This window comes from Plantactinospora sp. WMMB782 (genome assembly GCF_049179135.1).
In the GTDB taxonomy this organism is placed as follows: domain Bacteria; phylum Actinomycetota; class Actinomycetes; order Mycobacteriales; family Micromonosporaceae; genus Plantactinospora.
In genome coordinates, this window is sequence record NZ_JBMHMC010000007.1 from 3,414,099 (window position 1) to 3,436,706 (window position 22,608).

Genomic DNA, 22,608 nt, shown 5'->3' on the forward strand with positions numbered 1-22,608 from the left:
TCTCTTCACGGTAGGGCTGTCCCCACCCGACGAGGAAATCCGCGCACGGCCGTGCCAGGCGGTGCTGGCCGACCCGCGCACGCCGATCCTGGCGGAGGCGACCGCTCACCTGACGACCGGCCGGCGGGCTTGGCGCCGAATGTAATGGTGGACTCGGGAAATCGACGGCGCTTCGGGATTGTCGATCTTGACAAATGGGCGGGTCGATCGGCCGGCATGGCTACGGCGAGTTGGTGAGATAAGTCGGACTTAGGTAATAATCGCCGTGCCGGCTCCGGCTGGCCGGGAAACTGATCTTGCATGTGGAGGCGCAGGTGGGGCGTTATCGCGGTCTATCAAGATCGCGATTTGTGCGTGTCTTCACAAGCGCCTACTCTGTTAGTCCGACGAGCCCTGCTAGCACAGCCGGTCGTAGCGGTCGGCAGCGGGTGCACCGAAAAGACCTGCCGGTCCGGCCGGTCGAAGATCGCACGGCACGGAGTCGCATGAGTCAGCACCGCCCGATAGGCACGCCCGGCCGCGCCGGTGCCGTGCCGGCGCTTCCGGACCTCCCCGAGGCGACGGTCGCCCGGCTCCCCGAATACCTCCGTGCCCTGCACAATCTCGCCGAAACCGGCAACGACACGGTCTCCAGCGAGGAGCTCGCGGCAGCGGCCGGGGTCAACTCGGCCAAGCTCCGCAAGGACCTCTCCCAACTCGGGTCGTACGGCACCCGGGGGGTGGGCTACGACGTGGCCCTCTTGATCGACCAGATCGAGTTCGTGCTCGGGCTAACCCAGTGCCGCTCGGTCGCGCTTGTCGGAGTGGGTAATCTCGGTCACGCCCTCGCCGGGTACGCCGGCTTCACCGGTCGCGGGTTCCGGATCGCCGCGCTCTTCGACGCCGACCCGGCCCGGCTCGGCGAGGAGATCGGCGGGCTGGTCGTCCGGCACATCGACGAGCTGCCCCGGGTGGCCGCCGAGGAGAGCATCGCGATCGGCGTGATCGCCACCCCGGCCACCGCCGCGCAGAGCGTCGCCGACCAGCTGGTCGCGGCCGGGGTGACGAGCATCCTCAACTTCGCGCCCTGCGTGCTGGCCGTCCCGGACGGGGTCGACGTGCGCAAGGTCGACCTCGCCATCGAGTTGCAGATCCTCTCCTTCCACGAGCACCGCAAGGCGGCCCTGACCGGCCTGCCCGCGACCACCGGGCCGGGGCGCACCAACTCCGCCGGGCCCGGCCTCGCCGGGCCGCCCGGCGGACTCGGCACCCCGCACGGCAGCACCGGCGGCCTGGGCACCCCGCACGGCGGCGCCCCGAACGGGCTGACCGCGCTGCCCGGCGGCCTCGCCGCCACCGGCACCACCGAGGCGACACCCACCGGGAAACTCCGGCCGACGAGTGCGGAGGCGGTCGGCTCATGAACCTGCTCGTCGTCGGTGCCTCGCACCGCACCGCGCCGGTCGCCATCCTGGAGCGGCTCGCCGTCGCCGGCACCGAGCTGCCGGAGATCCTGGCCCGGCTGCTCGCCCAGCCCTACGTCGGCGAGGCGGTGGTCGTCTCGACCTGCAACCGGGTCGAGGTCTACGCCGCCGTCACCGGCTTCCACGGCGGGCTCGGCGACATCTGCGCGGTGCTGGCCGGGCACGCCGGAGCCGTACCGGCCGAGCTGGCCAACCACCTCTACGTGCACTACGACGGCGCGGCGGTGGAGCACGCCTTCCGGGTCGCCGCCGGGCTGGACTCGATGGTGGTCGGCGAGGCGCAGATCCTCGGCCAGCTGCGTGACGCCTACCACGCGGCGAGCGAGGCCGAGGCGCCCGGCCGGCTGCTGCACGAGCTGATGCAGCAGGCCCTCCGGGTGGGCAAGCGGGCGCACGCCGAGACCGACATCGACCGGGCCGGGCAGAACGTGGTAAGTGCCGCGCTCGACCTGGCCGCCCGGCACTTCGGCGGCGACGTCGCGGGCCGCCCGGTGCTGGTGGTCGGGGCCGGCTCGATGGGCGCGCTGGCCGTGGCCACGCTCTCCCGGCTGGGCGCCGGCCCGGTGGGGATCAGCAACCGGGGTCACGACCGGGCACTCCGGCTCGCCGAGGCGTACGGCGCCACGGCGGTGCCGATCGCCGAACTCGCCACCGCCCTCTCCACAGTGGACATCGTAGTCGCCGCCACCGCGTCGATCGAGCCGGTCCTCACCCGCGCGACGGTCTCCCGGGCGTTGCGGGAGCGCGCCGCCGACCGGCCCGACCCGCTGGTCCTGCTCGACCTCGCCGTACCCCGGGACATCGAGCCGGCCGTCGCCGAGCTGCCCGGGGTGGTCGTGGTCGACATCGACGGGCTGGCCGCGGCCCAGCCGATCGGCCCGGCCGCCACCGACACCGCCGCGGTGACCCAGATCGTCAGCTCCGAGGTCGAGTCCTTCCTCACCTGGCTGCGCGGCGCCGACGTCGCGCCGACCGTGGCCGCCCTGCGGGCCCGGGCCGACGAGGTGGTCACCGCCGAGCTGCGCCGGCTGGCCCAGCGCCGGCCGGACCTCACCGACGACCAGCGTGCCGAGGTGAGCCACGCGGTGCACCGGGTGGTGCAGCGGCTGCTGCACTCGCCGACGGTGCGGGTCCGGCAACTCGCCGCCGAGCCCGGCGGCGACCAGTACGCCGCCCTGCTCCGGGAACTCTTCGACCTGGAGGTGCCGGTCACCTCGCAGGCGGACACCGTGCCGGAGCTCGCCGCCGCCGAGCTGGCCGGAGTACCGGCCGGGAACCGCCTGACCGGGCTGGCCGGGTTGCCCGGCCTCGGCGACCTGCCGGCGATCGGTGGCCAGGCCGACCTCGGCGCCGGGGCGGCCCTGCGCGCCCCGGTGCCCCGACAGCAGTCCGGAGGAGAACGATGAGCGAGCGGAGCGGCACGAGCGTGCTGCGGCTCGGCACCCGGGGCAGCGCGCTCGCGCTCGCCCAGTCCCGGACGATCGCCGAGGCGGTGACGGCGACCACCGGCCGCCCGGTCGAACTGGTCGAGATCGTCACGGCCGGCGACCGGTCCAGCGCCCCGGTGCACCGGCTGGGTGTCGGGGTCTTCGTCTCGGCGCTGCGCGACGCGCTGGTCGCCGGGGAGATCGACTTCGCGGTGCACTGCTACAAGGACCTGCCGACGGCCGTGCCGGCCGGGCTGCACATCGCGGCCACCCCGCCCCGGGAGGACCCGCGCGACGCGCTTGTCGCCAGCCACGGCCGTACCCTGGCCGAACTGCCACCCGGCGCCACCGTCGGCACCGGTGCGCTGCGCCGGATCGCCCAGCTGCACGCGCTCGGGCTCCAGCTCACGGTGGTGCCGATCCGCGGCAACGTGGACACCCGGGTGGGCCGGGTGCACGGCCCGGAGGCCGATCTCGACGCGGTGGTGCTGGCCCGGGCCGGGCTGCTCCGGCTGGGCCGGGCCGACGAGATCAGCGAGACCCTCGACCCGATGCTGATGCTGCCGGCACCCGCCCAGGGCGCGCTGGCCCTGGAGTGCCGGGTCGACGACGCCGAACTGGTCGAGCTGCTCGGCGTACTCGACCATGCACCGACCCGGGCCGCGGTCACTGCGGAACGGGCGTTTCTGGCCACCCTGGAGGCCGGGTGCAGCGCGCCGGTCGCCGGGTACGCCGAAGTCGCCGAGGGCGACGACGGTGAGGAGATCTACCTGCGCGGTGCGGTGATCAGCCCGGACGGCACCCGTGACATCCGGCTGTCCCGCACCGGTACGCCCGCCGAGGCGACGGAGATCGGCAAGGCACTCGCTGCCGAACTCCTGGACCTCGGCGCCGACTCGATCCTCGGGGCGCCGAAGGAATCCGGCGCGAGGACCCAGCATCTTGGAGCTACAGAATGATCGGCACCCGTAAGCCCGCAGGCCGCATCGCGTTCGTCGGGGCCGGACCCGGCGACCCCGGCCTGCTGACCCGCCGGGCGCACGACGCACTCGTCGACGCCGACCAGGTGGTGTACGACCGCAGCGTTCCCGAGGCCCTGCTGACCGTGGTCAGGGCCGAGGCCAAGCAGGACGCGCAGTTCACCCCGGCCGAGGGGGCGCCGGGTGACGTGGCAAAGGTGCTGCTCTCGGCGGCCCGGTCCGGGCTCTCCGCCGTACACCTGGTCGCCGGTGACCCGTTCGGGCACGACGCGGTGGTCAAGGAGGTGCAGGCGGTGGCGCGTACCGCCGTGCACTTCGAGGTGGTGCCGGGGGTCGGCCAGGCCGAGGGGGTGGCCACCTACGCCGGGGTGCCGCTGTCCGGGGTACGCACCGCCGCCGACGTGGACGACGTCACCGCGATGGACTTCGAGGCGCTGGCGGCGGCGGTCGCCCGTGGCTCGCTCGCCCTGGCGGTGGACGCCGGTGACCTGGCCGCGATCCGGGACGGGCTGCTGGCCGCCGGGGTGGACGGCACGACGGCGGTCGCGGTGACCGGCGACGGCACCGGCGAGACGCAGTACACCACCACCTCGACGGTGGACAGCTTCGTCGCCGCCGCGCTCGGCTTCACCGGCCGGGTGGTGCTCACCCTGGGCGTCGGCGTCCCGCACCGGGACAAGCTGAGCTGGTGGGAGAACCGCCCGCTGTACGGCTGGAAGGTGCTGGTGCCGCGCACCAAGGAGCAGGCCGGGGTGATGAGCGCCCGGCTGCGGGAGTACGGGGCGATCCCGTGCGAGGTGCCGACGATCGCGGTCGAGCCGCCGCGCACCCCGGCCCAGATGGAGCGGGCCGTCAAGGGCCTGGTCGACGGCAGGTACGCCTGGGTGATCTTCACCTCGGTGAACGCCGTACGCGCGGTCTGGGAGAAGTTCGCCGAGCACGGCCTGGACGCCCGGCACTTCGGCGGCGTCAAGATCGCCTGTATCGGCGAGGCCACCGCCGAGGCGGTCCGCGCCTTCGGCATCCAGCCGGAGCTGATCCCGTCCGGTGAGCAGTCCTCGGAGGGGCTGCTCGCCGAGTTCTCCCCGCACGACGAGATCCTCGACCCGGTCGGCCGGGTGCTGCTGCCCCGCGCCGACATCGCCACCGAGACCCTGGCCGCCGGGCTGACCGAGCGCGGCTGGGAGGTCGACGACGTGACCGCCTACCGGACGGTGCGGGCGGCCCCGCCGCCGGCCGAGATCCGGGACGCGATCAAGTCCGGTGGCTTCGACGCGGTGCTCTTCACCTCCTCCTCGACCGTGCGCAACCTGGTCGGCATCGCCGGCAAGCCGCACGCCCGGACGGTGGTCGCGGTGATCGGCCCGAAGACGGCGGAGACCGCAGGCGAGTTCGGCCTGCGGGTGGACGCCCAGCCGGCGCACGCCTCGGTGCCGGACCTGGTCGAGGCGCTGGCGTCGTACGCGGTGGAGCTGCGGGAGAAGCTGGCCGCGATGCCGGCGAAGCAGCGCCGGGGCTCGAAGGTGCAGGGCCCGACCGCGCTGCGGTTCCGGTAACGGCTGCGGGATCCGTGAGACGAACCGCTGTCGGGTCCACGAGACGAACCGCTGTCGGATTCGCGAAACGTGAACCACTGTGAGGCACGCTCGATTCTGAGGCACCATCGGTGCTGGAGCCGTCGGCGGCACGGGGCCGTCGCGGCAGGGTCCGTCGGCGGCACCTGGCCGACACGGACCCGGACGACCCGGGGGGACACCCGGGTCGCGTGCCGGCCGGTCGGCCGGAAGGAGTGACGATGTCGTACCCCGAGATCCGTCCGCGCCGGCTGCGCCGGTCCCCGGCGGTCCGCCGGCTGGTCGAGGAGACCCGGCTCGCCCCGGCGGACCTGGTGCTGCCGATGTTCGTCAAGGAGGGGCTGGCCGAGCCCCGGCCGATCGCCTCGATGCCGGGCGTGCTCCAGCACTCCCGGGAGTCGCTGCGCAAGGCGGCGGCCGAGGCCGTGCACGCCGGCGTCGGCGGGATCATGCTCTTCGGGGTGCCGCTGCACAAGGACGAGACCGGCTCCGGCGGCACCGACCCGGACGGCATCCTCAACGTGGCGATCCGGGACGTGGTCGCCGAGGTCGGCGACGCCACCGTGGTGATGAGCGACCTCTGCCTGGACGAGTTCACCTCGCACGGGCACTGCGGACTGCTCGCCCCGGACGGGACCGTCGACAACGACGCCACCCTGGCCGCGTACGCGGAGCTGGGGGTGGCGCAGGCCGAGGCCGGGGCGCACCTGGTGGGGACGTCCGGGATGATGGACGGCCAGGTCGGGGTGGTCCGCAGGGCGCTGGACGCCGCCGGCCACACCGACACCGGCATCCTGGCGTACGCGGTGAAGTACGCCTCGGCGTTCTACGGCCCGTTCCGGGAGGCGGTGGAGTCGTCGTTGCAGGGGGACCGCCGCACCTACCAGCAGGACCCGGCCAACCTGCGGGAGTCCCTCCGGGAGGTACGCCTCGACGTCGCCGAGGGCGCCGACATGGTGATGGTGAAGCCCGCCCTGCCGTACCTCGACGTGCTGGCCGCGGTCCGGGCCGAGGTGGACGTGCCGGTCGCCGCGTACCAGATCTCCGGGGAGTACTCGATGGTCGAGGCGGCCGCCGCCAACGGCTGGGTCGACCGGGAGCGGGCGATGCTGGAGACGCTTACCTCGATCCGCCGGGCCGGTGCCCAGATCATCCTCACCTACTGGGCCGTCGAGGCGGCCCGGCTGCTCCGCGAGCGCCCCTGACCGGCGACTGACCGGCGCTGGCCATGGTGATCGGGATGCCGTCGCCGGCCGGTGGCGTGCCCAGCTCCAGCGGCTCGTCGGAGGACAACCGGACGGTGGCGGCGCAGGCGCGGTCGAGCCGCAGGTGCATCGTCTCGGTATCACCGTTCGAGTCCGTGGAACGTGGTACCGGTGTTGCTGGGCGGACAGCCCGGCCGACCCCGTGAGCGACGACTCGGCGGCGGAGCGGGGATAGTCGGCGCGGAGACTGTCGAGCTGGGTGCACAGATGGGGCACGGAAGCCGGGGTTGCCGACGGCGTGCCGGGTCCGGGGCGACCGGCGGGTGGGACCGGGGTTCGGGCAGTCCGGGAGGGTGGGCGCACAAGCGGGGCAGCTCGACAGTCTCCCCGGGGACTATCCCCGCCCCACCCGCTACCCGACCCGATCCGACGTCAGGAGATCGCCGACCAGGAACGCCTGGAAGTACCGGGTCAACCGAACAACCTTCGAGGACAGGGCACTAGTTGACGCCGTCCAGCCGGTGCGCCAGCTCGGCCACGTCGACGCCGTACTCGTACCACTCCCGGTCGGCCTGGAAGCCGAGGTCGGCGTTGACCGCCCGCATCGCGTCGTTGGTCCGGGCGTTCCAGGTCTGCACCTCGGAGACCTTGGGTTCGGCCGAACGCAGCTCGAAGAGCATCCGCGCCTTCATCGCCCGGTCGATGCCGAAGCCCTGGTGCTCCCGGCCGACGATGGTGTCCCACTGGTCGGCCCGGGTCGGGTGGTGGGCCGGCACGACGACCTCGGTCAGCCCGGCCACCACACCGGTCTTCTCCTCGACCGCGAGCACGATGTAGGGCTTCATGCCACGCCGGTGCAGACAGTTGAGGCTGTCCCGCAGACGCTGCGGGTCGTGCGAACTCGGCCGCAGGTCCAGGTCGCCGTCGTCGACGTCGCGGGTCTCGGCCTTCGCCATCGCGTACGGCTCGATCAGCTCATCCGGCGGGCCGCCGGGGCAGAACTCCAGCCGGTATCCGGGGCCGATCCCCTGGGCCATCTCGCCGAGCGCGGTCCAGTCCACCGTGCCGAGTCGCAGTACGCTGCGGTCCTCCTCGTACTCCCGGGCGAAGCCGAGCGCCTCGTAGAAGCCGACCGCGGGCGTGTCGCCGATGACCTCGACGCCCATCGACCGGAAGCCCTCCTGATAGGTGCGGCGGGCCGCCGTGGCGATCAACTTCCGGCCGACCCCGCGACGCCGGGCCGCCGGGTGCACCATCACCTCCAGCACCCCGATGTCACCGAGCAGGAGTACGTGGGTGTGCCCGAGGATGCGCCCCGGCTGCCCGTCGGCCGAGGGCTCGTCCTGGACGATCCAGGAGATGCGGCGTTCGCCGGGCATCACCTCGCAGAGGTACTCCCGGAGCATGCCGTTCTCCCACAGAGGGTCCTCCGGCAGGTCGGCCGCGAAAACCGCGTTGATCGCGTCCAGGAAGGACTCGATCTCCGCGGCCGGGGCGGTCCTGGGATCCCACTCGCGCACCATCACGCGTCTAGCTTGCCGTCAACCGCAGCCTGGCGAAAGTGCCCAGTTCTCCAATGTGTCGAGCACATTACGCTAAGTCCTACTGTCCGTGCCGTACCTGTTGGCGGTCTCGAACACCGATTGCGCATATGGCCGCACGTCATTGTAGGAAAGGATGGCGCTCCACCAGTCGGCGGCGACCGACAGGTTGCGGCCCCCCTTGCACAGATAGTTACCGGCCGCCAGAGCCGCGTCGTCGATGCTGTGCGGGTTCTCCACGCCGTCACCGTCGGCGTCGGCCCCGATCTCCGCCCAGGTGGTCGGGATGAACTGCATCGGCCCGACCGCGCGGTCGTAGGTGGCGTCCCGGTCGAGCCGGCCGTCCTCGGTGTCCATGATCCGCATCCGGCCGCCGTTGCCGTCCAGCGGCAGGCCGATGATCTCGGGTGCGGCGACGCCGTTCGGGCCGAGGACCGCCCCGTTCGCCCGCCCGTGCGCCGACTCGACGTGCCCGATCGCGGCCAGCGTGGTCCAGCGGAGCTGGCAGCTGGGCGTGGTCTGCCCGACCCGCAGCTCGGCGTAGCCGTACGCCTGGAGGGCGGTGGGTGCGATCCCGACCCGGGGCCCGACCTGCGCCGCCCAGCCGGCGAGTACGTCCGACGGGCGGCCGCCGGTCGCGTTCCACGGCGGCGCCGGCACGCTCGGCGCTCCGGACGACGGCGGGCTCGGCAGCCCCGAGGGCAGCCCGCCCGGCGGGACCGGGAACCCCTCCAGGCTGGGCGAAGCCGGTGGTGGAGTCGTCTCGGCACCCGGCTGCGCCGACCCGGCCTGGCGCGCGGTGGCCGGGAGCAGAAAGGCGCCCGCCGCGCCGGTCGCCGCGACCAGGGCGAAGAGCAGCAGCGCCGGCAGGGTCAGCCGGCCGCTCGGCCGCTTCGACCAGGCGCGTACCGCCCGGGGCGACGGCCAGCGGGTGACCGCGTGCGCGAACCGGACCCGGATCCGCCGGTTCCGTCGGGCCGGCGCGGTCGCCGGTGTGTCGAGGTCGATGATCGTCTCGTCCGGTTTGCCCGCCGGCTTCTCCGCCGGCTTCTCCACGGCGGCCCCGGTCGCCGTGGTCGCGGCGTCCGGTCGTGCCGCGCCGGCTGCCTCCGGCCCCGTGCCTGCCGTCTTCGGTTCTGTGGTGCCGGCTGCCTCCGGCTCGGTGTCCGCCGTCTTCGGTTCCGTGGTGCCGGTCGTCTCCTGGCCGGCCGCCTCTAGGCCGGCCTCGGCCGGGGTCGGTTCTGCCGTGCCCGGGGCATCCGGCGTGGCGTCGGCCGGGGGCAGGTCGGACGTGCTGGCAGCAGCGGGCTCGGCGTCGGCCGGGCCCGGCTTCGTCGTGTCGGCCGACGGCTCCGGGGTGCCGGTCGTCGGCTGCTCGGCGCGGGTGTCGACCTTCTCGGGCCCGGCCCGTGTCTCGGCCGGCTCGGGCTCGGCGCGGGTGTCGACCGGATCAGCCTCGGCCCGCGTCTCGACCGGCTCGGGAGCGGGGTCGGCGGGCGCGTCGGGCTCGCGGCGCGGGCGGGGCACGGCGGCCGATGGTGAACCGGAGTCGGGATCGGGAGCGGCACCCGAGCTGGCCAGCGGCCCGTCGAAGACCGGCGCCGCAGGCCGCAGTGGTCGAGTCGTAGAAGTCTCCTCGCGCTCCGCCACCCGTCGAGTATTACCCATCGACCGTCGAACGTCAGGTCTGGTCGTACGCTGTTGGTATGCCCCGGTACGAGTTCCGCTGCCGCGCCTGCGGCGACACCTTCGAGATCGACCGGCCGATGGCCGAAGCCTCGGCTCCGGCGTCCTGCCCGCAGGGGCACGACGACACGGTCAAGCTACTGTCCACGGTGGCGTTCACCGGTCGTGGCGCGGGCGGTTCCGCCCCGCCGCCGGTCGCGCCGAGCGGTGGCGGCTGCTGCGGCGGGAGTTGCGGCTGCTGAGACCGTAGCCCGGCTGTCCGGACCCGGCCCCCTCCCGCCCGGACAGCGACGGTTCGGTGAGGACGGTTCACGACCGTGATGTCGGTTTCGTGGCACAGTCCCCGGTTAGCACCTTGGTACGGTGTCGCGCCGTCCGTTCCTACGATGGGCCAGCCCGTAAATATGCGGAAGCATGAACGCGACTTCCAGGGGGCGGGAGGTTCCAGGCATGTCAGCACGGATCCACCTGCCGAGCGGGTTGGTGACATTCATGTTCACCGACATCGAGGGGTCCACCCGGCTGGCCCAGATGCTCGGTTCGGGCTACCGGCCGGTGTTGAGCGAGCACCGGCGGCTGCTGCGGGCGACGCTGGCCGCGAGTGACGGGACGGAACTCTTCACCGAGGGCGACTCGTTCTTCGTCGCGTTCGGCGACGCCTCGTCCGCACTGGACGCGTCACTCGCCGCCCAGCGGGCGCTCAACAACCACGAGTGGCCGACGCCGGAGGCCACCCCCAAGGTCAGGATGGGGCTGCACACCGGGCACGCGGAGCCGCGCGACGGCGAGTACGCGAGCGCCGAGGTGCACCGGGCCGCCCGGATCGCGGCCGCCGCGCACGGCGGCCAGGTGCTCTGCTCCGGCGCGACCGCCAGGCACGCCGCACCGCTGCCGCCGGGCGCCTCCCTGCTCGACCTCGGGCTGCACCGGCTGCGCGGCTTCGACGACCGGGAAAGGCTCTTCCAGCTCGTCGCGCCGGGGCTGGAGCGGCAGTTCCCCCGGCCCCGGACGGCCGACGCGATCCCGCACAACCTGCCGACCCAGGTCACCTCGTTCGTCGGTCGGCAGGCCGAGCGGGAGGAGCTGGACCAGCTCATCGACACGCACCGGCTGGTGACGGTGGTCGGTGCGGGCGGGGCCGGCAAGACCCGGCTGGCGGTCGAGTTGGCCGGCGGCGTGGTCGAGTCGTACCCGGACGGGGTCTGGTTCGTCGACATCGCCACCGTGACCGACCCCGGGCTGGTCGCCTTCGCGATCGCCGCGGTCCTCGGGCTGCGGCCGGAGCCGGGCCGGCCGATGCTGGAGACGCTCGTCGAGTTCGCCGCCTCCCGCCGGATGCTCGTGGTCCTCGACACCTGCGACGCCCAGCCGGCCGCCTGCGCCGAGGTGATCTCGCGACTGCTCGCCGGCGGCAGCGGCGTACGCGTCCTCGCCACCAGCCGGGAGTCGCTCGGCCTGCCCGGCGAGGTGATCTGGCGGATCCCGCCGCTCTCCGTCGACCCGGCCCCCGGCGGCGGGCCGAGCGAGGCGGTGACCCTGCTGCTCGACCGGACCGCAGCGGCCCGGGGCGGTCGCCGGTCCGGCCCGGCCGAGTCGGCCGACCTGCAACGGGTGGTGACCCGGCTGGACGGGCTGCCGCTGGCGATCGAGCTGGCCGCCGCCCGGCTGCGGGTGCTCTCCGCCAGCCAGCTCGCCGAACGCCTGGACGACGTCCTCGGCGCGCTGGACGCGGGGCGGGACGACGTGGAACCGGCCCCGGTGCCGGCCCAGGGCTGGGTCGCCAACCAGCAGGACACCGTGGACCTGGCGGCGGCGGCCCGGGGGATGGCGCCACCGGTCGGCGCCCGCGCGGTACAGCGCTCGGCCACCCAGCGGCACGTCACCATGCAGGCCACGGTCACCTGGTCGTACCGGACGCTCGGTCCCCGGGCCGCCCGGCTGCTGCGCTGGCTGGCGGTCTTCTCCGGCCCGGTGGACCTGGCCACCGTCGAGTGGCTGCTCAACGACGACCCGCTCGACCCGCTCTCCGTGCTCGTCGACAAGTCGATGATCCAGGCGGAGCCGAACGTCTCCGGCAGCACCTACCGGATGCTCGACCCGATCCGGGCGTACGCGGCCCGCCGGCTGGTCGACGCGGGGGAGGAGCAGACCGCCCGGGACCGGCACGTGGCCTGGTCGCTGCACGCGTTGCAGCGGGCCTACCTGGGGCCGGACGAGCGGCCGGTCACCCTCTCCCTCTACGGGCTCGACCCGCTCGCCGACGAGCTGCGGGCCGCGCTGCGCTGGACGGTCACCGGCGGCAGTGCCCGGCAGGGGCTGCAACTGGCGAGTGGTCTCGACGAGTGGTGGCGGGAGCGCGGGCTGGCCCGGGAGGGGCGGCTGTGGCTGTTCCGGCTCTACGGCCGGATCGCCGAGACCGGCGAGCAGATCCCCGAGGCGGAGCTGGCGGCGGCGTACCACATGCACTCGCAGCATGCCGGCGCGGACGGTGAGTTCGCCGAGGAGCTGCGTTTCTCGCAGCGGGCCGAGTCGGCGGCCCGGCAGGCCGGCGACGCGGGCCTGCTGATCCGGGTACTCGCCGGCCGCGCCGCGCCGCTGATCGACATGGGACAGTTCGCCGAGGCGGAGCGGGTGTGCCGGGAGGTGATCGCCGAGGCCGAGGCGGAGGGGGTGAGCGGGGACGCCTTGCTCGCCGTCTACAGTCTGGCGGAGCTGCTCTGGCGCCGGGGTGCCCTGGACGAGGCGGCCGAGTTGCTCGGTGCGGCCCGGCCGGTGGAGGCGAGCCGGCCGACCGAGCGCGGCAAGCGCTCCGTGGACATGCTGCTCGGCATGGTGGCGCTGGCCCGGGGTGACCTGGTCGCCGCGCACGACCACCTGGTCGTCGCGCTGCGCTCCCGGATGAGCTACGGCTATCTGGCCCGGGCCTGCGACACGGTGAACGCGATCGCGGTGCGCTGCGCCGGGGGCGGCGACCCGAGATCCGCGGCCCGGCTCTTCGGCGCGGCCCAGTTGACCCGCTCGGCGATGCGGTGCACGCCGGGCACCTTCGGGACGTACTGGCTCCAGGAGCAGACCGCGCTGCGCAACGTGATGGGTGACGCGGCCTTCGACACGGCGTACGCGGCCGGTGCGGAGTTGACCCTGGAGGAGGCGGCGGCGGTGGCGCTGGAGGTGGAACACCCCGACCTGTCCGCCAATTCGATCCGGTTCTCCCCGGTCGAGGCTCCGGCGCCGCGCCCCCGGCCCCGGCAGTCCGTCGACACCCCCCGGGACGTACTCGACTGATCCGTGAACAGGAAGGGGCCGCATGAGTGGCTGGAACGACAAGGTCATCGATGAGTTTCGGGCCAACGGTGGGCAGGTGGGCGGCCATTTCGCCGGCGAGCCGCTGCTGCTGTTGCACACCGTCGGCGCCAGGAGCGGCAAGCCCCGGGTGAACCCGATGATGTATCAGAAGGTGGACGGCGGCTACGCCGTGTTCGCGTCCAAGGCCGGTGCGCCGACCAATCCCGACTGGTACCACAACCTGCTCGGTCGTCCGCGTGTCCAGGCGGAGATCGGTACGGAGAAGGTCGAGTTGGTCGCCAGGGTCGCCGTCGGGGACGAGCGGGAACGGATCTGGAGCGCGCAGAAGGCCGCGTATCCACGCTTCGCCGAGTACGAGCGGAAGACCAGCCGCCAGATCCCGGTCGTCGTACTCGAACCCGCGCCGTAGGCCGGCGGCACCGCCCAGGCCGGTGCGTCGCCGCTGCGTCCGGTGCTCAGGTCGTCGTAGCCTCCTCGGCCAGGTGTTTGAAGTTCAGCAGTTGCCGTCGGGCCATCACCAGGTCTCCGACGCAGAGCCCGAGGGCGACCAGGCGGTGCGCCCGCATGACGACCTTGAGCAGCAGGCGGCTGCCGCCCTGCTCCTCCGGCACCAGGACGTAGGAGAGGAAGGCGTTCATGATCGTGCCGGTGAGCTGCCGCCCCGGCTCGACCGAGACGATCCGGCCCTGCCGCCGCCCGCCGACGGCGGTGAACGCCTCGCCGATCCGCGGCTCGGGCAGGCCGACCAACTGCCGGGGCGAGCGCCGGCCGAGGTTGTCGATCCAGTCGTAGGCGTACGGCGCCAGCCGCACCTGGGCGACCCACGGCCACACCGCCGTGGCGGGCGCGTCGACACTTACGCCCCGCCAGGCTTGCAGGGTGGGGCGGGTGACGAAGTCGTCGCACGGATACCGGCGCAGCGTCTCGTCCTCGGTCACGCCCCACCGGTCACCGAGCACCGTCCCGCCTCCCCGCCCGGCCCAGCACCAGCGTGGTACGCAGGTCGAGCACGACACTTCCGCCGAAGTCGTCGACGAGCCGGCCGAGGGCGGTCAACCCGCGCCGCTGCTGCTCCGGCGGCCGGGACAGGTACGGCCCGAAGGTGCGTATCAGGCCGAGGTACCGCTCCTTGTCCAACCTCAGATGGCGCCGGAGGACCACCGCGTGCACGTCGTCGAACTGCCCCTGCTCGACGATGTCGCGGTGGAACCAGTCCGCCGGCCGTTCCGCCACGGTCGGGTCGATGGCGTGCAGTACCGCCTGGACCGCGTCCCGCTGGTCGGCGTCGGCGTAGTCGTAGCGGTGCCCGAAGACCGCCAGGGTGCCGCCGGGCGCGAGTGCCTGTCGGGCCCGGCTGTTGCGGGTGGCCGGGTCGAGCCAGTGCCAGGCCATGGCGCAGGCGAGTACCCCGGCGCCACCGGCGGGCGGTGACCACTCTTCGAAGGTGCTGCGCTGGATCTCCGCCTCGGGGAATCGGCTGGCCAGCAGGGTGGCCATCTTTGCGTCGGGCTCGACGCAGGTCAGGGGCGCGTCGATCCGGGCGAGCACCTCGGTGGCCTTGCCCGTGCCGGCGCCGATCTCGACCACGGAGGCAGGTGTGCCGCCGTGGTAGGCGACGATCTCGTCGGCGATCTCCGGCGGATATCCCGGCCGGGTGGTCTCGTACAGGTCGGCTACCGGCCCGAAGACGTCCATGCCGGGCTCCTTTCGCTCAAGGGGTGAGGTCGGTGGGTGGGGTCAGCGGTGGAGCGGTGTGCGGCGAGGGCGGGGTTCACGACTGATCCGGGCCAGTCCGCAGGGAGTCGACGGCTGCCTGGCTGCCCTCGGTCAGGTCGACGCCGAGCGCCTGGAGCATCACCACGAGTGCGCCACGCGCCATCGTGTCCCGCAGTTCCTCCGCTCCGGCGGCGGAGTGCCGGTCGGCCTCGTCGAGGACGCCGCGAAGGACCGCGCGGCAGCGCACCGCGACCACCTCGTCGGAGCGGGCCACCGCGCAGGCCTGCAACCAGAAGCCGGTGATCACGCCGTCGGCGATGAGGGCCCGGAAGCCGGCACGCATCGCCGGCAGTGGGGTGTCCGGCCGCTGCGCGGCCGTCTGCCCGATCACCTGGCGGATCCGGGCCTCCAGCTCGGCCAGGCAGGCCAGGAAGAAGTCGCGCTTACTGCCGAAGAGCCGGAAGACGTACGGCTGGGAGACGCCCATCTGGTCGGCCACCTTCTGCACGGCCGCGGTGGTGAGCCCGTGGTCGGCGAAGACCCGCAGGCCGATGTCGACCGCGTCGGACCTGCGGCGGGGTGCCGTACTGCGCTGTGCCTCCATGGCGACAGCTTTACATTAGTAACCACTTACAAACAAGAGCGGGACGTCAAGCGTGACCTGCGTCGCCGGTCACGTGCACCACCTGCCGTGGTAGATGTCGACGGTTCGTCGCCCACCCCGTCGGCGTTCTTCCGCGCCCTGGGCCGGGTCATCCGCGGCGTTCCGGAGACCAGTACCCTGCCGTACGCGGCGCGCATGCCGGCGGCGAAGGCCCGGTGCAGCCCCTCGACGCCCGGGGTGATCACCAGGCACGAGCCGTAGGACTGCTCCGGGTCACGTCATCCGCCGGGCCCGGTCCGCTACCCCCCGAGATGGTCCGCCATGGCGGGATCCCGGTCCGCCCATCTGCCCGGCTTCCTCCGAGGCTGCACAATGAGCAATGCCGTCGCCAACTGGGCACCTGCTACGGGCAGAGCCGCCTCCGGACCGGAAACGGCGAGCACGAACAGCGGAAACGGCACAGCGAAGAGCATGACCGCGGCCAGTCTGAACCAGTACCAGCGGGCGTCGGTCAGCAGACGCAGCACTCCCAAGCAGAAGGTGGCAGCGACGCTTACGAACGCCCACACCGGACCGAGCCACAAGATCCCGATGATTATCGATATCAGGTTTTCGGCGAAGGAGCTGCGGGGCTGCGCATCCCAGAAGGCATAGCCGGCAAAAACCGCCACACCAACACCAAGGTAGACCAGCACGTGCGTGCCCAACCAGAGGACGGTCGGTAGTTCGGCGAGACGGCGGAGCGGCCGGCAGGGAGACACCTCGACACTCATGCCCGGATGGTACCGACCAGGGATCATGATTAGCCCGGCCGATTGACCCGGCCTGACGAACCTGGTTAGCCATGTCACTGTCCGGAGCACTCTTCTGCCGTGCCGAGGGCGCTGGCAGGATGACCGTGGCCGACGAGATCGTCCGTAGCCGGTACGGCTCGGGGTCGAGGCAATCGGTCGTCAACAGCGGACCAGACGTTCGCCATGTGCCGATCCTGACAGAATTCCGGCCGATCGAGAGCACCCGCATTCCGCCGGGACTCGTGACCGTCAGCGCACCGACATCCGGCCGGGACCAGCCCGGCCGGATGCGGCAATAGTCAGATCCGGGAAAGCAACGGCCTGGCAGAGCACTGGGCCGAGCCGATGTTCTTCAACGTCAGTGTCAGTTGTCGCTCTGCCGAGCCGTTGGAGTTGATGACCTGCCGGTAGTAGTGGCGAGTGATCTGCATGGTGCAGCCGAGCTCCACCGGCTCGACGTTGATGACGTGCGTGGCGGTCGTTGGTACGGCGTTGGTCCAGGTGGTGGTTATCGACGAACCAGCGTTCAGAGTCCGCTGGGTCAGTCGGCTCTCGGTCGGGGTGACGCCCTTCAGGACGTCGGCTGAGCAGGCGATGTTCCCGATGTTCTGCACCTCGGCGCGCAGGTAGACAGGCTGCGCCACGTCGCCCTGGGGGACCCGCTGATACCAGGTACGCAGCACCTTGAACCGGCAGGTGTTGGAACTTGTGGCCCCGCTGGGGAGCAGGCCGATCAACCCCATGTCAAAGACCTGTCCGATCTGGGTGAGCTGAGTGGAAAAGGTCTTGATCTCGGAGGGGTCCATGCCGCCGGTGGAGCCGATGGTGCTTCCGTCGAGCGACGAGAGGATGACGTTGGTCCCGCAGGCGATCGAGCCGACGTTCTTGATGGTGAAGTGGAACTTGCGCTCGCCCGTGTTCAGCCGCTCGTACCACTCGTTGGTGACCTCGAACGCGCACGCGGCCGAGGTGCTGGCTCCGATCGGGGACAAACCAACCTTGTACACGGCGCTGTGCGGGTTGGCATTGTTCCAGACCCAGCTCGCCGAGGCACCGGCCGATATGGTGCCGCTGAAGAAGTTGGTCTCGGTGGCGGCCTGGGCCGGAGTCGACATGACGATCGCGCTCGCGGGCACGGTGAGCAGCGTGACCGCGAGTAGGCGCAGCAGTGTCGATGCCGCGCGCCGGCTGGAACGTTCGGGACTGTGGGGCATGCAGAGCCTCCCAAAAATGCTCGGTTAAGAACATTTACACTGCTGGATATGCAGCCGGAGTAGTATCAAGGTGTCCGTCGCCGAGCGGCAATCGTTTATCCGACATCTCTTATTCCGGGATGACACACTGTCGCAACGAATAGTCCAGCCGAACATCAATGTAGTCGAACTGTGCGATCACTGCGACATCGTCCATTATGGTCCCGAAACGAGAATTGTACCGGTAACCCTGTGGCCGTCCCTATGTCTCAATGATTGTGACATAGGGAAAACCCCGGTCAACGGGGATGACGCAACGATCGAGACATCGTGGCCCCGGCTGGCCCGGCTGCGGGTCGGGACGGAAGACGGCGATGCTCCCGTGCCGGTGGCGACGGGAGCATCGGTACGGAATTACGGAATGCGTCAGCGGTGTTTGGCCAGGTTGACGAAGGCGCGCCAGGCGGTGGCGCCGAAGGTCAGGGCGGGGCCGGTCGGGTCCTTGCTGTCCCGTACGCCGACCACGCCGGGCAGGTTGTCCGCCACCTCGACGCAAGCGCCGCCGTTGCCGCCGGAGCGGGTCGACTTGCGCCACCGGGCGCCGGTTAGCTCCATGATTTCGCCACTTCCTTGATCAGATCGAGCGACGGCCGGAGCGGAAGGGCGTCGTTCCGCACGACCTCCCACATCCTGCTCAGACTAGCAATGTCGTCGGGGTTGTCGACGAGCTGCGCTTTGAGCTGGTTGTCGGCGTAACCGACCCGGCGGTTGTCCGGGAGGTCGGCCAGGATGAACTGGCCGGCCAGACCCAGATAGATTCCGGTCGACGCCGGCACCACCTGCACCTGGACGTGCTCCAGCTCGGCCAGCTCGATGATCCGCTCGACCTGCTCCTGCATCACCTCCGGCCGCTCCGGCACCTGCCGGCGCAACACCGCCTCGTCGATCACCGCGATGAACAGGGGTGGCTTCTCCCGGGTCAGGATCGACTGCCGGGCCAGCCGGGACGCGACGTGCTGGTCGATCTGCTCGGCGCTGAACCGGCCGCCGGCCAGCGTCGCCCGCGCGTACGCCTCGGTCTGCAACAGCCCGGGGACGTAGGCCGGCTCGAACCAGCGGAGCAGCACCGCCTTCCGCTCGATCTCGATCCAGTCCTGCAACCAGATCGGTGCGGCGTCGAGCCCGGCCAGCTTGACCAGCAACCGGCTGTACGTGCCGCCGGTGCCGAACGCCCTGTCGATCGCGACGACGTAGTCGGCGGTCGGTGGCCGGTGTCTGGTCTCCACCGAGCTGACGTGGGTCGGCGAGAACTTGATCGCCCGCCCCCATTCCTCCTGCGTCGCGCCCCGGGACAGCCGTGCCTCGATCAACTCCTCGACCAACAGGTCGATCGCGCTACCCACCACGCACCCTCCACTCAGTTTCGTCGCCTCGACTACTCGCGCTACTCACGACTACGCACCCCACGGCGCTGAGCTGCGCGAACGTGCCCTGAAACTATCGACCGTAGTCGCATCCACAGCAGACTGTCACCAGCGGAACCGCTCGGGGTCGTACTGGGACGGGCGGAACCGCGGCGGGGGCCGCCCGGGTCCTTCCCCTTCCCGGCGGCCCCCGCTTCCAGAGGCGAGCGGAGGAGGTTGCGGGATGCTTCGGTTGCTGAGACTGCTGCGGCTGGCGGGACGTGCGACGGCCAGCCGCCACCGTCGGGACTGGCGCCGGCTCTGGCGCTACTGCCGGTGCGGGCTGCGCTGGCGGTGCCCGGACCGGCTGGTGTCGGTGCCGTCGATGCCGCTCCTGCCCATTCCGCCCGTTCCGCCGCTCGCGCCGGTTCCGCCGCTCGCGCCGGTTCCGCCGCTCGCGCCGGTTCCGGCGGTCGCGCCGGTTCCGGCGGTCGCGCCGGTTCCGGCCGCCCAAGTCCGCCGGCCGCAGGCTGGCCGGCGGCTCCACCTCCGCGCCACGAACCAGCGCCAGGACTGGGAGCGCGCCCCCGAGCACCGTACGGGGCGACTCGGCCAACTCGTCCAGGACCGATCGGTCCGGGCGGGCAGTGCTGGCCGGTTCGGTCAGCGGCGTCCCCTCGCCGAGGAGCGCACGCGGCTGCCGAGCGCGCGATGATCGCGGTTCCGCCGGAACCCTGGCCGGTCGGGGCGGGTGCACCAGCGGGGCAGCTCGACAGTCTCCATCGGGAACACCTCCGGGCAGCCGGTCCGCCGGCACGACCGCCCCACCTGCCGCGCCGGCCGCTCTGGCTCTGCCGGGCCTGTGCGGCGGACTGGCCGTGCCTGACTGCCCGCAGCCTGCTGGTCGTCGAGTACGTCGTGGATCCGATCGGCCTGTCGGTCTATCTCGCCACCATGCTCCAGGCGGCGCTGGAGGATCACCGACGGCTCAGCCCCGATCCGGGGCCGGACCCGGCCAGGATGTACGCCCGTTTTCTCGGCTGGGCGAAGCCGCGCCTCGACATCGCCCGCAACCGGCTCGGCGATGCCGAAACCAGCTCGACATAGACATTTCTCGGAACCAGCGCGGGACCGGTGCCGACGGCAATCGGCACCGGTCCCGGCTGGATCAGGACCGCGAGGCGGGGATCAGCGGAGGGAGACTCCCGCCGCTGCCGCCCGGCGCTCGCCGTCGGCCTTCAGCTTTGCCGCCTTGTCCAGGTCGGCCTGCGCGACGATCACCGAACCGAACACGCGTACGGCCTGGTAGTAGGTCCAGGCCAGGCTGTAGCAGGCCGGACGGACGAACGCGTTGTACGTCGCGCAGACCCGTCGCAGGTCCTCGTAGAAGGCGCTGTCCAGCCGGGCCTTGTTCGGGTCGAACTGGCCGACCGCCTTGTAGTTGCGGTACCCGAAGTCGTGCCGGTAGCAGGAGAGCTCGAAGTTGAACCCGAGCGGGTTGTCCGGGCTGGACGAGCAGTAGTCGGTGCTCCAGTTGAAGGCGTACTCGGCCCAGGCGGCCTGGTTGGTGCGGGCCGAGTTCCAGGAGTTGTAGCTGCTGGCGCTGGTCTGGGTCCAGCTCGACAGCACGGAGAGCTTCTGCTCGGGGGTGACGGCGGCGGCCGCGGGCGCGGCGAAGGCGAGCAGGGCCAGCAGCGCGGACGTGCCGGCGGTCAGGACGGTGAGCAGGCGACGGGACAAGGTACCTACCTCCGGATAGGAGCGGCTTCCCTCGTGGGGAGGCCCTGGGCGGGACGGAGCTGTCACCGGTAGGTGAACGCCCCTGGTGACAGTCTCGGCGAATCGTCGCCTGCCGATCTCTATCCGACCTTTATTTTCGTAGACAGACGCCATAACAGGCGAATGCTCCGAGGTGGCGTGCGTGCCCCGGAGCATTCGCCTGTCGGTGCCGGCCGGTCCGGCTCAGCGGAGTACGAACCAGGGCGGGCTGGGCTGGCTCTCGTTGCCGAGCCGGTCGAGGGCGGTGACGTAGTAGCTGTACCGCCGGCCCGGCTCGGCGGTGTCGTCCAGCCAGGACTGCACCCCTGCCCCGCTGGCCCGGACGGTGCCGACCAGGTTGCCGGCGTCGGCGAAGCCGCAGGAGCCGGGCATGTCGATCCCGTCGAACCGGTAGACCGCGTACGAGGTGGTCCGGCCGAACGGCCCGAGCCCGTCCACCGGCTGCCGCCAGCGCAGTTCGACCCCGCCCGACTTCCGGCTGGCGCCGGTGAGCACCGGGAACATCAACGGCTTGGCCGGCAGGTGCGGCATGGTCGGGATCAGCGCCGGCCGGGAGTAGTGCTCGGCCGCGTAGAGGTCGGTGGCGCCGAGCTTGTTGGCCCGGACCTGCACGGCGCTGAAGTGGATGTTGCCGGTGACCTGCGGATGGTCCCGGTTGAAGGTCAGGTGCCTCGACATCTCGGCCGGGTCCTGCCAGGGCGCCGGCTGCGCCGGGTCACCGATCTTGTAGTCGGCCTGCCCGATGTAGAGCTGCACCCGGGTGCCGGCGACCACCTCCGACCACCACGGCACCAGCTTGGCGTAGTCGGCGACCGCGAAGCCGATGTTCCAGTAGACCTGCGGCACGATGTAGTCGATCCACTCCTCCTTCACCCACTTGCGGGTGTCGGCGAAGTTGGCGTCGTAGGACTGGGTGCCGTTGGTCTCCGAGCCGAGCGGGTCGGCCGAGGCGTTGCGCCAGATGCCGAACGGGCTGACCCCGAACTTCACCCACGGCTTGACCGCCTTGATCCGTTGCCCCATCTCCTCGACCAGCAGGTCGATGTTGTGCCGCCGCCAGTCCGCCTTGCTGGCGAAGCCGGCGCCGTACTCGGTGAAGGTCGCCTGGTCGGCGAAGTCCTGCCCGGCCGCCGGGTAGGGGTAGAAGTAGTCGTCGAAGTGCACGCCGTCGATGTCGTACCGCTGGACGGCGTCCAGCATGGCGGTCTGGACGAACTGGCGTACCTCGGGGATGCCGGGGTTGTAGTAGAGCCGGGAGCCGGCGGCGTTGAGCGGGTAGGCGACCGCCCAGTCCGGGTTTTCCCGGACCGGATGTCCGGGGGCCAGCTTGCCGATGTCGGCGCCCGCGCCGTCCGGCATCGAGATCCGGTACGGGTTGAACCAGGCGTGGAACTCCAGGTTCCGCCGGTGTGCCTCGGTGACCAGGTACGCCAGCGGGTCCCAGCCAGGGTCCTGCCCCCGCACCCCGGTCAGGTACTCCGACCACGGCTCGTGCGGCGACGGCCAGAACGCGTCGGCGGTCGGCCGGACCTGCACGACCACGGCGTTGTGGTTGAGCCGCTGGGCCAGGTCGAGCCAGCCGGTGTACTCGGCCTGCTGTGCGGCGATCCGGTCCGGCGCGGTGTACGACGCCCTGGTCGGCCAGTCGATGTTGACGACGCTGGCGATCCACATCGCCCGGAACTGCCGTTTCGGGGTGGCGGGATCGGTCGGGCAGTCGGTGGTGGCGGTGCCGACGCTGTCGGCGGTGGTGGCGGCACCGGTGGCCGTGCTGGTTCCGGGGGCGGTGGGGGCGGCGTGTCCGGGTGTGGCGGCGGCGAGGGAACCGAGCAGTGCCACCGCCAACCCGGCGGCGATTATCCGATGTGGCCTCATGCGGTGCGTCCCTTCGTCAGGCTCTCCGGGGGTGGAAGTAGGCCCGGCGACGAGCTGTCGGC

General features: G+C 71.9%; 17 protein-coding genes and 4 pseudogenes. 9 read left to right on the forward strand and 12 right to left on the reverse strand.

Annotated features, from left to right (window positions below; all coding sequences use genetic code 11):
* Positions 1 to 485: 485 nt before the first annotated feature.
* From ACN28A_RS17665 to hemB, 5 genes and pseudogenes are all read left to right on the forward strand, one after another.
* Positions 486 to 1,185, forward strand: a pseudogene (locus ACN28A_RS17665) (redox-sensing transcriptional repressor Rex); the annotation flags it as partial.
* Between the two features lie 214 nt (positions 1,186 to 1,399).
* Positions 1,400 to 2,719 (forward strand): annotated as a pseudogene (locus ACN28A_RS17670) (glutamyl-tRNA reductase); the annotation flags it as partial.
* Between the two features lie 146 nt (positions 2,720 to 2,865).
* Positions 2,866 to 3,849, forward strand: coding sequence for a hydroxymethylbilane synthase (gene hemC / locus ACN28A_RS17675; protein ID WP_421396542.1), 984 nt, complete (start codon positions 2,866 to 2,868; stop codon positions 3,847 to 3,849).
* Positions 3,846 to 5,426, forward strand: coding sequence for a uroporphyrinogen-III synthase (locus ACN28A_RS17680; protein ID WP_421396543.1), 1,581 nt, complete (start codon positions 3,846 to 3,848; stop codon positions 5,424 to 5,426). Before hemC ends, ACN28A_RS17680 begins: the two co-directional genes overlap by 4 nt.
* Before the next feature lie 239 nt (positions 5,427 to 5,665).
* Complete coding sequence (gene hemB / locus ACN28A_RS17685; protein WP_421396545.1) at positions 5,666 to 6,649, forward strand: porphobilinogen synthase; 984 nt, start codon at positions 5,666 to 5,668, stop codon at positions 6,647 to 6,649.
* A 500-nt stretch (positions 6,650 to 7,149) separates the two neighbouring features.
* Here the strand turns inward: hemB and ACN28A_RS17690 are convergent, their stop codons facing one another.
* Together ACN28A_RS17690 and ACN28A_RS17695 are read right to left on the reverse strand one after the other, a co-directional pair.
* Positions 7,150 to 8,172, reverse strand: coding sequence for a GNAT family N-acetyltransferase (locus ACN28A_RS17690; RefSeq protein ID WP_421404463.1), 1,023 nt, complete (start codon positions 8,170 to 8,172; stop codon positions 7,150 to 7,152).
* A 72-nt stretch (positions 8,173 to 8,244) separates the two neighbouring features.
* Positions 8,245 to 9,449 (reverse strand): annotated as a pseudogene (locus tag ACN28A_RS17695) (lytic transglycosylase domain-containing protein).
* 447 nt (positions 9,450 to 9,896) lie between these two features.
* On the opposite strand from ACN28A_RS17695, the gene ACN28A_RS17700 reads away from it, so the two are divergent.
* From ACN28A_RS17700 to ACN28A_RS17710, 3 genes are all read left to right on the forward strand, one after another.
* A complete protein-coding gene (locus ACN28A_RS17700) occupies positions 9,897 to 10,118 on the forward strand; it encodes an FmdB family zinc ribbon protein (protein WP_278065782.1) in 222 nt (73 codons plus the stop codon).
* Between the two features lie 208 nt (positions 10,119 to 10,326).
* Positions 10,327 to 13,161, forward strand: coding sequence for an ATP-binding protein (locus ACN28A_RS17705; protein WP_421396546.1), 2,835 nt, complete (start codon positions 10,327 to 10,329; stop codon positions 13,159 to 13,161).
* Positions 13,162 to 13,183: 22 nt separating this feature from the next.
* Entirely contained in the window at positions 13,184 to 13,591 is a 408-nt protein-coding gene (locus ACN28A_RS17710) for a nitroreductase family deazaflavin-dependent oxidoreductase (RefSeq protein WP_421396548.1), read from the forward strand.
* 46 nt (positions 13,592 to 13,637) lie between these two features.
* Here ACN28A_RS17710 and ACN28A_RS17715 read toward each other — a convergent pair whose 3' ends face one another.
* From ACN28A_RS17715 to ACN28A_RS17750, 8 genes and pseudogenes are all read right to left on the reverse strand, one after another.
* Complete coding sequence (locus ACN28A_RS17715) at positions 13,638 to 14,141, reverse strand: polyketide cyclase (RefSeq protein ID WP_421396549.1); 504 nt, start codon at positions 14,139 to 14,141, stop codon at positions 13,638 to 13,640.
* Complete coding sequence (locus ACN28A_RS17720; RefSeq protein WP_421396551.1) at positions 14,131 to 14,877, reverse strand: class I SAM-dependent methyltransferase; 747 nt, start codon at positions 14,875 to 14,877, stop codon at positions 14,131 to 14,133. Before ACN28A_RS17720 ends, ACN28A_RS17715 begins: the two co-directional genes overlap by 11 nt.
* Before the next feature lie 76 nt (positions 14,878 to 14,953).
* Positions 14,954 to 15,502: a TetR/AcrR family transcriptional regulator gene (locus ACN28A_RS17725; RefSeq protein WP_421396553.1), complete on the reverse strand. Its 549-nt coding sequence runs from the start codon at positions 15,500 to 15,502 to the stop codon at positions 14,954 to 14,956.
* Positions 15,503 to 15,612: 110 nt separating this feature from the next.
* Positions 15,613 to 15,777, reverse strand: a pseudogene (locus ACN28A_RS17730) (VOC family protein); the annotation flags it as partial.
* 24 nt (positions 15,778 to 15,801) lie between these two features.
* Positions 15,802 to 16,275 (reverse strand): hypothetical protein, encoded by a 474-nt coding sequence (locus ACN28A_RS17735; protein ID WP_421396554.1) that lies wholly within the window; start codon positions 16,273 to 16,275, stop codon positions 15,802 to 15,804.
* A 320-nt stretch (positions 16,276 to 16,595) separates the two neighbouring features.
* A complete protein-coding gene (locus tag ACN28A_RS17740; protein ID WP_421396556.1) occupies positions 16,596 to 17,510 on the reverse strand; it encodes a hypothetical protein in 915 nt (304 codons plus the stop codon).
* Between the two features lie 405 nt (positions 17,511 to 17,915).
* On the reverse strand, positions 17,916 to 18,104 hold the full coding sequence (locus ACN28A_RS17745) for a DUF397 domain-containing protein (protein ID WP_421396557.1): 189 nt from the start codon (positions 18,102 to 18,104) through the stop codon (positions 17,916 to 17,918).
* Entirely contained in the window at positions 18,095 to 18,892 is a 798-nt protein-coding gene (locus ACN28A_RS17750) for a helix-turn-helix domain-containing protein (protein WP_421396559.1), read from the reverse strand. The genes ACN28A_RS17745 and ACN28A_RS17750 overlap by 10 nt, the downstream gene beginning before the upstream one ends.
* A 711-nt stretch (positions 18,893 to 19,603) precedes the next feature.
* On the opposite strand from ACN28A_RS17750, the gene ACN28A_RS17755 reads away from it, so the two are divergent.
* Positions 19,604 to 19,999: a hypothetical protein gene (locus ACN28A_RS17755; RefSeq protein WP_421396560.1), complete on the forward strand. Its 396-nt coding sequence runs from the start codon at positions 19,604 to 19,606 to the stop codon at positions 19,997 to 19,999.
* A gap of 81 nt (positions 20,000 to 20,080) precedes the next feature.
* Here ACN28A_RS17755 and ACN28A_RS17760 read toward each other — a convergent pair whose 3' ends face one another.
* Positions 20,081 to 20,632 carry a phospholipase gene (locus ACN28A_RS17760; protein WP_421396561.1) on the reverse strand — a complete coding sequence of 184 codons (552 nt, stop codon included), beginning with the start codon at positions 20,630 to 20,632 and terminating at the stop codon, positions 20,081 to 20,083.
* Positions 20,633 to 20,854: 222 nt separating this feature from the next.
* Positions 20,855 to 22,546, reverse strand: coding sequence for a glycoside hydrolase family 10 protein (locus ACN28A_RS17765; protein WP_421396563.1), 1,692 nt, complete (start codon positions 22,544 to 22,546; stop codon positions 20,855 to 20,857).
* Between the last annotated feature and the right edge of the window lie 62 nt (positions 22,547 to 22,608).

What these genes read in the sequence shown, in the direction of transcription:
- ACN28A_RS17740 (WP_421396556.1), bottom strand. Translation starts at nt 17,510, where the DNA reads ATGCCCCACAGTCCCGAACGTTCCAGCCGGCGCGCGGCATCGACACTG.
- ACN28A_RS17690 (WP_421404463.1), bottom strand. Translation starts at nt 8,172, where the DNA reads ATGGTGCGCGAGTGGGATCCCAGGACCGCCCCGGCCGCGGAGATCGAG.
- ACN28A_RS17725 (WP_421396553.1), bottom strand. Translation starts at nt 15,502, where the DNA reads ATGGAGGCACAGCGCAGTACGGCACCCCGCCGCAGGTCCGACGCGGTC.
- ACN28A_RS17755 (WP_421396560.1), top strand. Translation starts at nt 19,604, where the DNA reads ATGATCGCGGTTCCGCCGGAACCCTGGCCGGTCGGGGCGGGTGCACCA.
- ACN28A_RS17680 (WP_421396543.1), top strand. Translation starts at nt 3,846, where the DNA reads ATGATCGGCACCCGTAAGCCCGCAGGCCGCATCGCGTTCGTCGGGGCC.
- hemB (WP_421396545.1), top strand. Translation starts at nt 5,666, where the DNA reads ATGTCGTACCCCGAGATCCGTCCGCGCCGGCTGCGCCGGTCCCCGGCG.
- ACN28A_RS17735 (WP_421396554.1), bottom strand. Translation starts at nt 16,275, where the DNA reads ATGAGTGTCGAGGTGTCTCCCTGCCGGCCGCTCCGCCGTCTCGCCGAA.
- ACN28A_RS17720 (WP_421396551.1), bottom strand. Translation starts at nt 14,877, where the DNA reads ATGGACGTCTTCGGGCCGGTAGCCGACCTGTACGAGACCACCCGGCCG.
- ACN28A_RS17765 (WP_421396563.1), bottom strand. Translation starts at nt 22,546, where the DNA reads ATGAGGCCACATCGGATAATCGCCGCCGGGTTGGCGGTGGCACTGCTC.
- ACN28A_RS17705 (WP_421396546.1), top strand. Translation starts at nt 10,327, where the DNA reads ATGTCAGCACGGATCCACCTGCCGAGCGGGTTGGTGACATTCATGTTC.
- ACN28A_RS17745 (WP_421396557.1), bottom strand. Translation starts at nt 18,104, where the DNA reads ATGGAGCTAACCGGCGCCCGGTGGCGCAAGTCGACCCGCTCCGGCGGC.
- hemC (WP_421396542.1), top strand. Translation starts at nt 2,866, where the DNA reads ATGAGCGAGCGGAGCGGCACGAGCGTGCTGCGGCTCGGCACCCGGGGC.
- ACN28A_RS17700 (WP_278065782.1), top strand. Translation starts at nt 9,897, where the DNA reads ATGCCCCGGTACGAGTTCCGCTGCCGCGCCTGCGGCGACACCTTCGAG.
- ACN28A_RS17710 (WP_421396548.1), top strand. Translation starts at nt 13,184, where the DNA reads ATGAGTGGCTGGAACGACAAGGTCATCGATGAGTTTCGGGCCAACGGT.